15 protein-coding genes are annotated in these 12710 nt (G+C 50.1%); 5 read left to right on the forward strand and 10 right to left on the reverse strand.

All coding sequences use genetic code 11. The features are described 5' to 3' along the window. Positions 1-134 precede the first annotated feature (134 nt). Both FAH67_RS02605 and FAH67_RS02610 read left to right on the forward strand, forming a co-directional pair. On the forward strand, positions 135-812 hold the full coding sequence (locus FAH67_RS02605) for an energy-coupling factor ABC transporter permease (RefSeq protein ID WP_039863562.1): 678 nt from the start codon (positions 135-137) through the stop codon (positions 810-812). 81 nt (positions 813-893) lie between these two features. After that, entirely contained in the window at positions 894-1253 is a 360-nt protein-coding gene (locus FAH67_RS02610) for a CrcB family protein (protein ID WP_003679592.1), read from the forward strand. A gap of 49 nt (positions 1254-1302) precedes the next feature. Here FAH67_RS02610 and FAH67_RS02615 read toward each other — a convergent pair whose 3' ends face one another. From FAH67_RS02615 to ppx, 5 genes are all read right to left on the reverse strand, one after another. Next, positions 1303-1929: an NAD(P)H-hydrate epimerase gene (locus FAH67_RS02615; RefSeq protein WP_003679593.1), complete on the reverse strand. Its 627-nt coding sequence runs from the start codon at positions 1927-1929 to the stop codon at positions 1303-1305. A gap of 22 nt (positions 1930-1951) precedes the next feature. Then, entirely contained in the window at positions 1952-2866 is a 915-nt protein-coding gene (truB, locus tag FAH67_RS02620; RefSeq protein ID WP_003679595.1) for a tRNA pseudouridine(55) synthase TruB, read from the reverse strand. A gap of 57 nt (positions 2867-2923) precedes the next feature. Next, positions 2924-3448 (reverse strand): hypothetical protein, encoded by a 525-nt coding sequence (locus tag FAH67_RS02625; protein WP_003679597.1) that lies wholly within the window; start codon positions 3446-3448, stop codon positions 2924-2926. Between the two features lie 10 nt (positions 3449-3458). Continuing rightward, entirely contained in the window at positions 3459-3830 is a 372-nt protein-coding gene (gene rbfA / locus FAH67_RS02630; RefSeq protein WP_003679598.1) for a 30S ribosome-binding factor RbfA, read from the reverse strand. Between the two features lie 87 nt (positions 3831-3917). Continuing rightward, the gene (gene ppx / locus FAH67_RS02635) at positions 3918-5426 is read right to left on the reverse strand and encodes an exopolyphosphatase (RefSeq protein ID WP_003679600.1); all 1509 of its coding nucleotides are present in this window, start codon (positions 5424-5426) and stop codon (positions 3918-3920) included. Positions 5427-5599: 173 nt separating this feature from the next. Here ppx and FAH67_RS02640 point away from each other — a divergent pair, with 173 nt between their 5' ends. The 3 genes from FAH67_RS02640 to FAH67_RS02650 all read left to right on the forward strand — a co-directional run bounded on the left by FAH67_RS02640 (position 5600) and on the right by FAH67_RS02650 (position 8335). Beyond that, positions 5600-6223, forward strand: a complete 624-nt coding sequence (locus tag FAH67_RS02640; protein WP_039863563.1) for a lytic transglycosylase domain-containing protein — start codon at positions 5600-5602, stop codon at positions 6221-6223. A 200-nt stretch (positions 6224-6423) separates the two neighbouring features. Next, a complete protein-coding gene (locus tag FAH67_RS02645) occupies positions 6424-7806 on the forward strand; it encodes an MFS transporter (protein ID WP_003679604.1) in 1383 nt (460 codons plus the stop codon). 1 nt (position 7807) lies between these two features. Beyond that, positions 7808-8335, forward strand: a complete 528-nt coding sequence (locus FAH67_RS02650) for a single-stranded DNA-binding protein (protein ID WP_003679606.1) — start codon at positions 7808-7810, stop codon at positions 8333-8335. A gap of 73 nt (positions 8336-8408) precedes the next feature. Here FAH67_RS02650 and FAH67_RS02655 read toward each other — a convergent pair whose 3' ends face one another. The 5 genes from FAH67_RS02655 to argB all read right to left on the reverse strand — a co-directional run bounded on the left by FAH67_RS02655 (position 8409) and on the right by argB (position 12556). Continuing rightward, complete coding sequence (locus FAH67_RS02655; RefSeq protein ID WP_039863565.1) at positions 8409-9116, reverse strand: SIMPL domain-containing protein; 708 nt, start codon at positions 9114-9116, stop codon at positions 8409-8411. Between the two features lie 112 nt (positions 9117-9228). Next, positions 9229-9720 (reverse strand): DUF1841 family protein, encoded by a 492-nt coding sequence (locus FAH67_RS02660; RefSeq protein ID WP_003679611.1) that lies wholly within the window; start codon positions 9718-9720, stop codon positions 9229-9231. A 101-nt stretch (positions 9721-9821) separates the two neighbouring features. Continuing rightward, positions 9822-10097 carry a cell division protein FtsB gene (gene ftsB, locus FAH67_RS02665; RefSeq protein WP_003679613.1) on the reverse strand — a complete coding sequence of 92 codons (276 nt, stop codon included), beginning with the start codon at positions 10095-10097 and terminating at the stop codon, positions 9822-9824. Positions 10098-10120: 23 nt separating this feature from the next. Further along, positions 10121-11407, reverse strand: coding sequence for a phosphopyruvate hydratase (eno, locus tag FAH67_RS02670; protein ID WP_003679616.1), 1287 nt, complete (start codon positions 11405-11407; stop codon positions 10121-10123). 261 nt (positions 11408-11668) lie between these two features. Beyond that, complete coding sequence (gene argB, locus FAH67_RS02675; RefSeq protein ID WP_112890731.1) at positions 11669-12556, reverse strand: acetylglutamate kinase; 888 nt, start codon at positions 12554-12556, stop codon at positions 11669-11671. Positions 12557-12710: the final 154 nt, after the last annotated feature.

Below are 12710 nucleotides of genomic sequence, written 5' to 3' on the forward strand. Positions count from 1 at the left end.
CCGTTATTCTAACGCTTTTTTCGGGTAAACAAAACCAGCCGAAACAAGCTTTAACGGCAAAGGCAGACAGGATTGCCAAAGCTGTGGCTTGAGACGCGTATAATAGGCCGTCTGAACATTTTGCGGATGAGATGATGATTTTTCAAAACGGATGGTTTCCCGATGGTGTCGTGATGGCGGCATGGTCTGTGTTGCTGGTGATTTTTGCTTTGTGTGCAAAGCAGGCATGGGTGTCGGTATCGCAGCATCGTTCCGCATTTTTGGTGGCTGCCGTGGTGTTGCCGCTGGCTTGGAGTTTGAATGCTTCCCCGGAAAGCGGACAACTGGCCGGCATGAGCTATCATCTGCTTGCTTTAAACCTGACGGCTTTAATGCTGGGCACCTCTGCCGCTTTCTGCCTTGGCGTTTTGCTGTTTTTTCCATATTTGTGGCTTTGGGGCGATTGGCATATGTTTCCCATCAACGCCTTGTCCGTATTGCTTCCGCCTTTGTTGGTGAACTTGGGTTTCCGCCATTGGGTATCGCGTTTGCCTGCCAATATCTTTATCTTTATTTTTCTGAATGGTTTTTGGGCCGCGGCGGTCGGAATGGTGTTTACCGGTGTGGTTTTGGTCGGTTTGTTGGACTGGGCGGATGTGTTTGATACGGCGGTATTATGGAAAACCGCTTTTCCTGTTTTCTTCTTAATCGCTTGGGCGGAGGCATTTTTGAGCGGTATTTCAACAGCCATTTTTATCGCGCTCAAGCCGCAATGGATTTGTACTTTCGATGACGACAGGTATTTGAAATCCGCGCCTAAGATTTGGCAATAAGATATGAAGGCATCTTTGCTTGATTTTCAGACGACCTAATGACCGGATGGCCTGTTTTTTGAATTGAATGTTTAACTTATTATGTTTGCTTATATTTTTCCCATTGTTTGCGGTGCTGCTGTCGGGGCTGTATTGCGTTGGTTGTTTGGCTTGGTGCTGGTGTCTTCTGCGCCTTTTTCTATTGGTACTTTGGCGGCAAACTGGCTGGGTGCGCTGCTGATTGGTGTGTTGGCGGAACTTTTAACCGATCCTCAATGGCGTTTGCTTTGGATTACCGGTTTTCTCGGCAGCTTGACCACATTTTCAGGTTTTTCAGTGGAAATGGTGGGTTTGATGCAGGCGCAACGTTGGGGCATGGCTTTGATGGCAACCTGTTTGCATGTTTTCGGCTCGTTTGGTTTGACGGCGCTGGGGATTAAATTGGCGCAGATTTGGAAGTAAACAAAAACAACAGGGTACAATTTTTCACCCTGTTGTTTTTTATAGGCATTTAATCAATGCCAATAGGCAAACAGACGGTTTCTTGACAATAGGTTTTGCCGGACTCGCTTAAGTGTGCCGGTTTGTAGGCGGCAAAGGTGTAGGTCAGGTCTGCGCGGAATGTATCGGGATCGGCTTCGGCGGTGTCGCAGTTGAGGCCGGTGGGAATATCGAGGGCGACTTTCAGGCCGTCTGAATGATTGAGTTGGCGGCAGAGAGTGGCGATTTCTGCAGGAAGTGCGCCGCTGAAGCCTGTGCCGAATATGCCTTCGATAATGATGTCGTAACCTTTTTTCAGACGGCCTTCCAGTTCTTGGACGGATATCAATTCAATATGAGGTAAACCATTGAGGCGTTCGCGATTGGTTTGAGCCAAGGGGGAGAGGTTTTCTCCGAGTGAAAACAGAATATCGATGTGCCAACCTTGCGCCTGCATATATCTTGCCATGACTAAGCCGTCGCCTCCGTTGTTGCCTTTGCCGCAAACGATCAGGGAGCGCCCGGCCTGGGGATAACGCTGCATGAGGTCTCGGGCGGCAGAGCTGCCGGCGTTTTCCATCAGTTGGTCGAAGCTTGTGCCTTTATCGACGGCTGCTTGCTCGCGTTCGCGCATCTGGGCGGCGGTATAGACTTTCATGATTGGCTCTCTTTGCAGGAAGTTATTTGTCGGCGGTATTCATCAGGCGCAAGGCTTTCAGACGGCCTATTTCTTTTTGATATTCCACCAGTCCGATAAATGCGCCGTCTCGGCTGTACACACGGATGGGCTGCTCGGCGGAAATGTCTTCGGTAAACTGGGGGCGCTGGCCGTGTTTGAGCATGGTAACGGCGTAGTCGTTCAGCTCGAGTTTGGGGAAATGTTGCACCAAGACATCGCAAGGCAGCAGCAGGGCATCGCGTTCGGCTTCGTCCAGTTCTGCTAAAGCTTCGAGCGTGTGGCTTTGGGCAATGGTAAAGCCTGCGGTTTCGGTACGGCGCAGGGCGGTCAGGTGGGCGAATGTGCCGATGTGTTTGGCGATGTCTTCGCTGAGGGTGCGGATGTAAGTACCCTTGCTGCAACGTACGTCTATCACGGCTTTGGGTGCATTAAACTCAGTAATATCAATGGAGTAAATCGTAATATCACGCGCTTTGCGTTCAATAACGATGCCTTTGCGTGCGTATTCGTACAGCGGTTTGCCTTCGTGTTTGAGGGCGGAAAACATAGGCGGCACTTGGCGGATGTTGTCCGTCAGGGCTTGGCAGGCCGTCTGAAATTCGGACAATGAAATATCGGCGCGTGCGGTAGCAACGATTTCGCCTTCTGCATCGCCCGTGCTGCTGGCTTCGCCCAGTTTCAGTGTGGCCGTATAGGCTTTGTCGGCATCAATCAGATATTGGGCGAACTTGGTCGCTTCTCCAAAACAAACAGGCAAAAGCCCTGTGGCCAAAGGATCGAGTACGCCGGTATGCCCGGCTTTTTCGGCACGGAACAAACGCCGCGCTTTTTGCAGGGCGGTGTTGCTGGAAAGGCCTTCAGGTTTGTCGAGGAGAAGAACGCCGTTGACCGGGCGTTTGGCGGGTTTATTGGTCATATTAATTAGGGAATATTAATGTTCAGACCGTCTGAAAGGGTTCAGACGGCCTGCGTGTTAGCTTAATTCTTCATTCAATAATTCACGAACAGAGTGTTTTTCATCAATTAGATCAACGCTGATTGCATCAAAGCCATTTCGTTTTAATGAGTCAAAACTAATGACGCGACCATCAATTAAGGGAACTTGTCCTTCAGAATTGACGAAATCTTCATATTCATCTTCATAGTCTATATTGTAATAAAGATGAATCAGAACTCGGTAAGTATACTCATCCAAATCAGTTAATGTTCTGTTTTGCTTTTGATTTGGGCTATATTTGTTGTAAAACATAGCGTTATAGCCATGTTCCGCGCCATCAAACAATACGATTTCATCGCCGCTTACAGCTTCTACCGCCACAATTTTTACCGGAGTCTTATCAGTATCGGTAATCAATCCATCAAAAGGCTCTCCATAGTAACGGATGTGGAAAGTATCTCTACCTTGGCAGGATAATGAAAAGCAACGATGCCCGCCTTCAATTTGCAGGCCATCACTATGTACATAGGCGGCTAAATGTTCGGGAATCAGATTGTTCATTCTGGCAGTATCAGTCTTCAACCGGTTTTTCCGCCGCCACTTGGTCGATAAGGGCGGACAGGTTCATACCGCGCTCCAAAGATTCGTCGTATTTGAAATGCAGTTCGGGGATTTTGAACAGCTTGATGCGTTTGGCCAATTCGCTGCGGAGGTGTCCGCGCGCGTGTTCCAGCACTTCTTCCGTAATTTCGCGCGTGTCTTGGTTTAAAACGGTATAGAACACGGTTGCGTGGCTGTAGTCGCGGGTGACTTCGACTTCGTTGATGGTGATGAAGCCTGCGCGCGGATCTTTCAGTCCGGTACGGACGAGTTCGGCAAGCTCGCGCATGATTTGTTCTTTGACACGGTCTTGGCGGGCGTAGCCGCGTTGGGGTTTTCTCATGGTTTTCCTTGATGTATGGCAGGCTGTCGTTTTCAGACGGCCTGCGGTTTGAATTTTGAAAAGCTGCCTATTATAACGGAGTGCGGTTTATTGTGCTTGAACCGAGAAAGGCATATCGATTTTTTGCCATTGCGCGCTTTCGTAGTCCAGCGCATCGGCGATGAGGGGGTGTTGCTCCAGCCATTGGGCGTTGATGCGCAAGATGAAGCTGTGGTTGTTTTCATCGACACGAAGCTGGGTTTGCGGCGGCAAATCAAGCGGCAGGCGTGAGCGGCAGAAGAGGGCGGCCAGGCGCAGGGACAATACGGCACACCACATGATTTCGTTGTTGCCGATAATGTCCGCCATTTTCTTAAGGTCACCGCGATGGCCGATAACCAGTTGTGCCAAAATGGTTTGCTCTTTGCGTGAGAAGCCCGGCATATCGGCGTTTTCGAGAATGTAGGCGGAGTGTTTGTGATAACCGGTATGGGCAATATCCAAGCCGATTTCATGCAGACGGCCTGCGCGGCTGAGGTATTGGTTCCACAGGGCAAGCTCTTGAACGGTTACGTTTTTGGCGTGGCACAGGCTGTTCATGAAGGCTTGCGCGGTATCGGCAACCCGTTTGGCTTGGTTGAGGCTGACGTGGTAGCGTTTTTGGAACTCTGCCGTTGTCTGTTCGCGCATGTCGACATTGAGGCTGCGGCCGATTAAGTCGTAGAACACGCCGTCGCGGAGTGCGGCTTCGGTAACGGTCATTTTGGTCAGCGAGAGTTCTTCAAAAGCGGCCATCATCACGGCCAATCCGCCTGCAAAAACTTCGATGCGTTCGGGTTTGAGGTTTTCAAATTTGGCTTTTTTAACCGAACCGGCTTCGATAATCCTATCGGCAAGATAACGCATGCCTTGGGCGGTAATGTCGGCTTCTTGCGTCAATTCGGCCGCCAAAACGTCGCGTATGGATTTTGCCGAGCCGGACGTGCCGATGGCGAAATCCCAACCGGTACGCTTCATCAGTTTGCTGATGCGCTGGATTTCGATACGCGCGGCGGAAACGGCGGCTTGGAAATCTTTGGCGGTCACTTTGTTTTGGAAGAAGCGCATGCTGTACGTTACGCAACCCAAAGGCAGGCTTTCTGTAGTCAGCGGTTGCAAATCCGAGCCAATGACAAATTCGGTCGAACCGCCGCCAATGTCGATAACCAGCATTTTGTCGCCTTTGGGCGGCAGGGTATGTACTACGCCGGTGTAAATCAGACGCGCTTCTTCACGGCCGGCAATGACTTCGATGGGGAAACCCAGCGCCGCTTCAGCACGGGGCAGGAATTGGGCGATGTTTTTGGCGACACGGAAAGTGTTGGTGGCCACCACGCGCACATTTTCAGGCTGGAATCCGCGCAGGCGTTCGCCAAATTTTGCCAAACATTCCAAGGCTTGTTCTTGAGAGGCTTCGCTCAGGTTTTTTTGTTCGTCCAAGCCGGCGGCAAAGCGAACCATTTGTTTGAACGAGTCGATGACTTTCAGCTGGCCGTTGTTGTTTTCACAAATTTGCAGGCGGAAACTGTTGGAACCCAAGTCGACGGAGGCTAAAACGTTGGCGGGAGTGGTGGTCATAAAAAATACCGGTTGATTAGAAAAACCTAAATGTTACTTGAGGCGGTATCACTTGACAATAAAAGGTATACAGCTCTTTGATTCTGCTCATAGATGTATTTTATAATGCTGATTTTAAGCCAATATATCAAAGGCCGTCTGAACTTTTCAGACGGCCTAAAAAGAGAAAATACATGAAATCGGAAAACCAAGATTCCTTATTTTTATCGCGCCGCCGTCTGTTGCAAGTCGGCGGAGCCATGCTTTTGACGCCTGCGACCGCATGGGCGGGGGCGCAACGTGAAGAAACGCTGGCCGATGATGTGGCTTCCGTGATGCGCAGTTCGATCAATAGCGCGAGCCCTGCGCGGCTGGTGTTTGCCGATTCGAGGGAAGGGGAGCGTTGGTTGGCGGCGATGTCTTCTCGGTTGGCACGTTTCATTCCCGATGAGGGCGAGCGCCGCCGCCTGTTGGTCAATATTCAATACGAAAGCAGTCGTGCCGGACTCAATACCCAAGTGATTTTGGGCTTGATTGAAGTGGAAAGCGCGTTTCGCCAATATGCGATTAGCGGCGTGGGCGCGCGCGGTTTGATGCAGGTGATGCCGTTTTGGAAAAACTATATCGGCAACCCGTCGCACAACCTTTTCGATATCCGCACCAATCTGCGCTATGGCTGCACTATTCTTCGTCATTACAACAATATCGAAAAAGGCAATATTGTCCGCGCTTTGGCAAGGTTTAACGGCAGCTTGGGCAGTAACAAATATCCGAATGCCGTGTTAGGCGCGTGGCGAAATAGATGGCAGTGGGGTTGATTGGGGATAATGGGATAGGGCAGATCTTGCGTGACGTTGTTTTTTGTTAAAACCGTTTTATACCAATGAAGCAGGTTTGTGATAAACGGCTTGTGATTTCACCCCATGCAATTCCTTTGAATCCTGTATAATCAGAAAATCTGTTAATTCACACTTTCAGACGGCCTTTCGCAAACTTAAGGCCGTCTGAAACATTATTTATGGCAAGAGATAACCGCATTCAAATGTTTCCGCACGAGTGGCGTGCCAGTACCTCACTTTCCGGCGTTTACGCACTGCGTATGTTGGGGATGTTTTTGGTGTTGCCTGTTTTGGCAATGTATGCCGCTTCGTTGCCCGGCGCAGAAAACAATAAAGCTCTGGTCGGTATGGCGATGGGTATTTACGGGCTGACACAAGCTTTGCTGCAACTGCCTTTGGGCATGGCTTCTGACAAATTCGGCCGTAAAAAAGTGATTTATGCCGGCTTGATTGTGTTTGCAGCAGGTAGTTTTTTGGCTGCAGTTGCCGACAGCCTGCAGATGTTGGTTGCCGCTCGTGCCATTCAAGGTGCGGGTGCCGTCAGTGCGGCGGTAACGGCTTTGCTGGCGGATTTGACCCGTAACGAAGTGCGGACGCGTGCGATGGCGATGATCGGCCTGAGTATCGGCTTGACCTTCTCCGTCAGCCTAGTGCTTGCCCCGATGATTGCCAGCTTTATCGGCGTATCCGGCCTGTTTGCGCTGACCGGTATTCTGACTGTAATCAGTATCGGCGTGGTTGCCTGGATGACGCCTGATCCGGAAGTGTCAAAAATGCACGAAGACACGCAGGCGCAGCCCTCGCGTATGGGCGAGGTATTGAAAAACCGTCAACTGCTTAATCTCGACTTTGGTATTTTTGCCTTGCATGCGGCGCAAATGGCTTTATTTACCGCATTGCCGTTTGCCATGACGCAGTTGGGTTTGGAAAAAATTCATCACTGGCAAGTTTATCTGCCCTCAACCATTACCGGCCTGATTATTATGGTGCCGCTGATTATCGTCGGCGAAACGAGCAACAAACTCAAACAAGTGTTTATCCTTGGGATCGTCTGCATTGCCGCGGCGCAAATAGGTTTGCTGTTTGGAATGCACTCGGTATGGTTGATTACCGCTTATCTGATTGTTTATTTTATTGGTTTCAATGTATTGGAAGCCAGCCTGCCGTCTATGGTGTCGAAAATCGCTCCGTCCGATTTGAAAGGTACGGCGATGGGCGTGTATAACACCATGCAGTCGGTCGGCTTGTTTGTCGGCGGCGCAACCGGTGGTTTATTGTTCCAAAAATACGGTTTTGCAGGCGTATTTGCCTTTTGTAGCATATTGATGTTGCTGTGGCTGGTATTGGCAGTCATTTCGCCGGCACCGAAACCCGTCAAAAACCTCAGCTATCCGTTTAACGCCGAATGGCAACAAAATCCGGATTTGCTCTACCAAAAATTGACCGAAATTGAAGGCGTTGAAAGCATCAGCTTTAGCGCAGACAAACAAACCATTTATATCAAGGCCTTGCAAAAAGGATTCGACCAAGAGGCCGCCGAAAAAATTATCACAGGAGTGTAAAATGTCATTGAATAAAGTTATTCTCATCGGCCGCCTCGGCCGCGATCCGGAAGTCCGCTATATGCCCAACGGTGAGGCCGTCTGTAACTTCAGCGTTGCCACCAGCGAAACGTGGAATGACCGCAACGGCCAACGTGTAGAACGTACCGAATGGCACAACATCACCATGTACCGCAAACTCGCCGAAATTGCCGGTCAATACCTGCGTAAAGGCAGCCAAGTGTATCTGGAAGGCCGTATCCAAAGCCGTAAATACCAAGGCAAAGACGGCATCGAGCGCACCGCTTACGACATCATCGCCAACGAAATGAAAATGCTCGGCGGCCGCAACGACAACAGTGGTGGTGCACCATACGATGACGGCTATAATCAAGGCGGCCATTCAAGCCAAGGCAGTTACCAACAAGCGCCACAACAGCAATACCAATCTGCTCCGGCTCAAGAACCCCCAGCCGCCCCAGCCCGTCGTCCTGCCCCGGCACAACCGACCGCTCCGGTTGATGATATCGACGACGATATTCCGTTCTAATCATTGAACAAATACAAAGGCCGTCTGAAAAATATACTTTCAGACGGCCTTTAAAATGATTTAAAAGAAAATACTACATTTGCACCGAGCCGCTGACGGTCAGGCTGATTTCTTCTGAACCCGGAGAGGCTGGTACGCCATCTTCTATTCCTGCCTCCATCTCTGCGGCGGGGACTGCACGCAGCATTTTGGCTTGTGCAAAGTCACCGCCGACTTGGCGGTTGCCGATGTGGCCCAGGTTGAGTTTAACGATTTTGTAGCTGGAGAAGCCGAGCGTTTGGGCGAGGTTTTGGGCTCGGTCTTTGAAGCGCAGTATGACGGCTTTGCTCAGTTGGTCGACGGTTTCTTCGCGTTTTTCTTTGGATACGGAAAATGAGGAGCTTTCCAAAACGGCGAAATTGATGCTGTCGGCAATCAGGCGGTTGAGTGCTTCAAAGTCTTTGCTTTCTACTTTGAAGTAGGCATGTTCTTCCCAGCCGGTTTGGGTGCGTTTGCCGTTGGTGTATTGATAGCGCGGGGATGCGTTGCGCTCCATCAGCTCTGCTTTAAATTTGCTGTTTTGGGAGATTTTGTTGAACTGGTTGAATTTCTTCATGAAGGCTTGGTTGACGGCTTGACGGTCTTTGCCTTCTGCGTTGACGCTGAAATGCGCGGTCATGGTGTCCCGCGGCACTTCCATATTCGCGGATTCGGAAAATTCAACGATGTTGTAGTTGAGGCTTTCTGCTGCAACGGGCAGGGAGGTGGCTAGCAGTAGTGCGGTAAGGGCTGGGCGGATCATTTTGGTTTTCCTTGTAATGCGGATTTCAAAAAAGTAATTTAGCATGAAAGATGGAAATGTTGGTTTTGGCAAGCGTAAGGATTTGTATGGGGTGAGGCCGTCTGAAAAGAATTTACTTTGTATCCATCAAGCCGACTTCATGGGGATTGAGGCGGGCTTTTTCTTCTTGGCCTAAGCCGACCAATTTCCGTAGGCGGGTCATGTAGGCGTTGACGTCAAGGCTCCGTCCGTAGCGTTGTGCTTCCCAGATGGTTTCTGCCAAGGCTTCCATCATATCGTGTTCGGCTTTGACCCAGTCGCCGTTGTAACGGGCGCAAAGTTGTTGGTGGATGGCACGGATGCCCGGGGGCTGATCAATGGCGCTTTGTTCTTGTAGGGAAAGGTGTAGCGACATGTGCAGGAATGGGTTGCTTTCACCGTCTTCGGGCAACCATTCTTTATCTAAATATTGTTCGATGTCTTCGAGATAGTGTCTGTATTCGGGATGGGCTTCGATAATGCGCAAAGCTTTTTGTTGCAGGCCGTCCAATTGGAGCGGTGCGAGCCTGTGTTGCCAGACGTGGGCAAAGAATCGGCGGACATCGTGGGTGTTTACGTCATACATGATGGGTGTGATTTGATTTTGGGATATGTGATTATATAGCGATTGCGATAAAAAAGGCCGTCTGAAACATATGTTTTCAGACGGCCTTTGTTTTGCAGGGTTTAGCGGCGGTCGATGATTCGGTAATACACTTCGCCGTCTTGGACATAGCCCAATTCGACGCGGGCAATTTCGGCGATGGCCTCTTGTCCGTGTGCCAAATCTTCAACTTCTGCATTGAGGAAATTGTTGCGTAAAGTGAGCGTTTGGTTTTTTTCCTCCTGACGGACGAGCTGCTCCTGCAATTCTTCCGTATGCCCGACGCTGCCTTTACCAAACCAAAGGCTGTACTGACAGCACAAAAGTGCGAAGGTTAAAACAAAAGTTACCCACTTCATACAATCAATATCCTATATTCTGCTTATTTGCCCAATTGGTAGAATGCGGCTTTGCCAGGGTAGTAAGCGGCTTCGGCCAATTCTTCTTCAATGCGCAACAATTGGTTGTATTTCGCCATGCGGTCAGAACGGGACAGGGAACCGGTTTTGATTTGCATACAGTTGGTGGCAACTGCCAAGTCGGCAATGGTGCTGTCTTCGGTTTCGCCGGAACGGTGGCTCATGACGCTGGTGTAGCGGTTGCGTTTTGCCAAGTCAACGGCTTTCAGGGTTTCGCTCAAAGTACCGATTTGGTTTACTTTGACCAGCAATGCGTTTGCTACGCCTTTTTCGATGCCTTCAGCCAAGATTTTTGGATTGGTTACAAACAAATCGTCGCCGACCAATTGAACTCGGTCGCCCAATTTTTCGGTCAGCAGTTTCCAGCCTTCCCAGTCGTTTTCGTCCATACCGTCTTCGATGGAAATGATTGGGAATTCGTTAACCAGGCCTTCGAGGTATTCGGCAAATTCTGCGCTGGTGTAAGAACGGCCTTCGGCTTCCAGATGGTATTGGCCGTCTTTGTAGAACTCGCTGGATGCGCAGTCCAGGGCGAATAATACGTCTTCGCCTGCTTTGTAGCCGGCAGCTTCGGTTGCTTCGACGATCAGTTGCAGGGCTTCTTTGTGGCTGTTCAGGTTAGGTGCGAAACCGCCTTCGTCGCCAACAGTAGTTGGGAAGCCTTTGGCATCACACAGTTTTTTCAGTGCGTGGAAGATTTCGGCGCCGCAACGCAGGGCTTCGCGGAAAGATTTTGCGCCGACAGGCATAATCATGAATTCTTGGATGTTCAGGCTGTTGTTGGCATGTTCGCCGCCGTTGATAACGTTCATCATCGGAACAGGCAGAGCCATTGGGCCTGCGCCGCCCAAGTAACGGTACAGAGGCAGGCCTGCATCTTCAGCGGCTGCGCGTGCTACGGCCATAGAAACGGCCAAAGTGGCGTTGGCACCCAAGTTGCCTTTGTTTTCAGTACCGTCCAATTCGATCATGATTTGGTCGATATAAGATTGCTCGTTGGCATCGATACCGATGAGGGCTTGCGCGATTTGGTTGTTGACGTGGTCAACGGCTTTCAATACGCCTTTGCCCAAGTAACGGGATTTGTCGCCGTCACGCAGTTCCAAAGCTTCTTTTTGGCCGGTTGATGCGCCGCTTGGTACGGCTGCGCGTCCCATGACGCCGGATTCCAACAATACGTCACACTCTACGGTAGGGTTGCCGCGGGAGTCCAAAATTTCGCGTGCAAAAATATCAACGATTGCGCTCATGAATATCTCCAAATAGGATGGTAAAAGAAAAGTAGCTTTGTTACGTTTCAGACGGCCTTAAGGATGATTGCCAAAGTCTGATGAATGCAGACATTATACCGCCTTTGCCAAGTATGGTATCAGAGTCGGTATGAAACCGACTGTAAGTTTGTTTCACGTCAATATCGCTCAAACAAACATAAGCCGTATAGTGTAACATTTTTTACCCTTTTTAGGGTGAAAAGCTGATTAAATAAGGCATAAGGCCGTCTGAAAAACGGATTAGCCTTCGCCCAAAATCATTGAGCCTACGCCGTCATCGGTCAGCACTTCCAAAAGCAGGGCGTTTGGAACGCGACCGTCTATGATATGCGTGGCTTTGACGCCGCTTTTGGCGGCTTCGACGGCAGAGGCAATTTTAGGCAGCATACCGCCGTACAGCGTGCCGTCTTCAATCAGTTCGTCAATGCGGCTTGGCGTCAGGGTAGTCAATAATTTGCCTTCTTTATCCAGTACGCCGGGGATATTTGTCATCATCAGCAGTTTTTCGGCTTGAAGTTTTTCAGCCAGTTTGCCGGCAACCAAGTCGGCATTGATATTGAACGCTTCACCGTTTTGACCTACGCCGATGGGTGCGATGACAGGAATGCAGCCGCGCTCGACCAAACCTTCCACCAAACGGGTGTCGATGTCGGCCACTGTGCCGACTTGGCCGATGTCCACGCCTTTTTGTTCGGGCGTGTCGATTAGGAGTTTTTCCGCTTTGATGAAGTGGTTGTCCCGACCGGTAATGCCGACGGCGCGACCGCCGAAGGAGGTAATCATGGAAACGATTTCTTTATTGACGTGTCCGCCCAAAACCATTTCTACAATGTCCATGGTTTCGCTGTCGGTCACGCGCATGCCTTGAACAAATTCACCTTTTTTACCGACTTTTTCCAACATTTCATTGATTTGTGGGCCGCCGCCGTGAACGATGACGGGATGCAGGCCGATTAGTTTGAGCAGGACGACATCGCGTGCGAAACCCTCTTTTAAGGCAGGTTCGGTCATGGCATTACCGCCGTATTTGATGACGATGATGGAGCCGGAAAAACGACGGATATAAGGTAAAGATTCGGCAAGGACGCGTGCCTTGATGGTAGGGGAGACAGATTGTTGCTGGGTCATGGTTTCTACCTTGTTTCATGATTTCGGCCTTTATCTTAATCCCAAAGGCCGTCTGAAACAATATTTCCAGACGCTTGAAATCCTGTTAAATCAGTTAAATGGTTGAAACCAGCCTAATGCAAACGGTAAAATGACGGTTTGCTTCGGCCTCTTC

Origin of the sequence: Neisseria flavescens (assembly GCF_005221285.1) — a bacterium.
GTDB classification, from domain to species: domain Bacteria; phylum Pseudomonadota; class Gammaproteobacteria; order Burkholderiales; family Neisseriaceae; genus Neisseria; species Neisseria flavescens.

What these genes read in the sequence shown, in the direction of transcription:
- ppx (WP_003679600.1), bottom strand. Translation starts at nt 5,426, where the DNA reads ATGACCACCACTCCCGCCAACGTTTTAGCCTCCGTCGACTTGGGTTCC.
- FAH67_RS02610 (WP_003679592.1), top strand. Translation starts at nt 894, where the DNA reads ATGTTTGCTTATATTTTTCCCATTGTTTGCGGTGCTGCTGTCGGGGCT.
- eno (WP_003679616.1), bottom strand. Translation starts at nt 11,407, where the DNA reads ATGAGCGCAATCGTTGATATTTTTGCACGCGAAATTTTGGACTCCCGC.
- FAH67_RS02615 (WP_003679593.1), bottom strand. Translation starts at nt 1,929, where the DNA reads ATGAAAGTCTATACCGCCGCCCAGATGCGCGAACGCGAGCAAGCAGCC.
- FAH67_RS02660 (WP_003679611.1), bottom strand. Translation starts at nt 9,720, where the DNA reads ATGTATGACGTAAACACCCACGATGTCCGCCGATTCTTTGCCCACGTC.
- FAH67_RS02645 (WP_003679604.1), top strand. Translation starts at nt 6,424, where the DNA reads ATGGCAAGAGATAACCGCATTCAAATGTTTCCGCACGAGTGGCGTGCC.
- argB (WP_112890731.1), bottom strand. Translation starts at nt 12,556, where the DNA reads ATGACCCAGCAACAATCTGTCTCCCCTACCATCAAGGCACGCGTCCTT.
- FAH67_RS02625 (WP_003679597.1), bottom strand. Translation starts at nt 3,448, where the DNA reads ATGAACAATCTGATTCCCGAACATTTAGCCGCCTATGTACATAGTGAT.
- FAH67_RS02655 (WP_039863565.1), bottom strand. Translation starts at nt 9,116, where the DNA reads ATGATCCGCCCAGCCCTTACCGCACTACTGCTAGCCACCTCCCTGCCC.
- truB (WP_003679595.1), bottom strand. Translation starts at nt 2,866, where the DNA reads ATGACCAATAAACCCGCCAAACGCCCGGTCAACGGCGTTCTTCTCCTC.
- FAH67_RS02605 (WP_039863562.1), top strand. Translation starts at nt 135, where the DNA reads ATGATTTTTCAAAACGGATGGTTTCCCGATGGTGTCGTGATGGCGGCA.
- FAH67_RS02650 (WP_003679606.1), top strand. Translation starts at nt 7,808, where the DNA reads ATGTCATTGAATAAAGTTATTCTCATCGGCCGCCTCGGCCGCGATCCG.
- ftsB (WP_003679613.1), bottom strand. Translation starts at nt 10,097, where the DNA reads ATGAAGTGGGTAACTTTTGTTTTAACCTTCGCACTTTTGTGCTGTCAG.
- FAH67_RS02640 (WP_039863563.1), top strand. Translation starts at nt 5,600, where the DNA reads ATGAAATCGGAAAACCAAGATTCCTTATTTTTATCGCGCCGCCGTCTG.
- rbfA (WP_003679598.1), bottom strand. Translation starts at nt 3,830, where the DNA reads ATGAGAAAACCCCAACGCGGCTACGCCCGCCAAGACCGTGTCAAAGAA.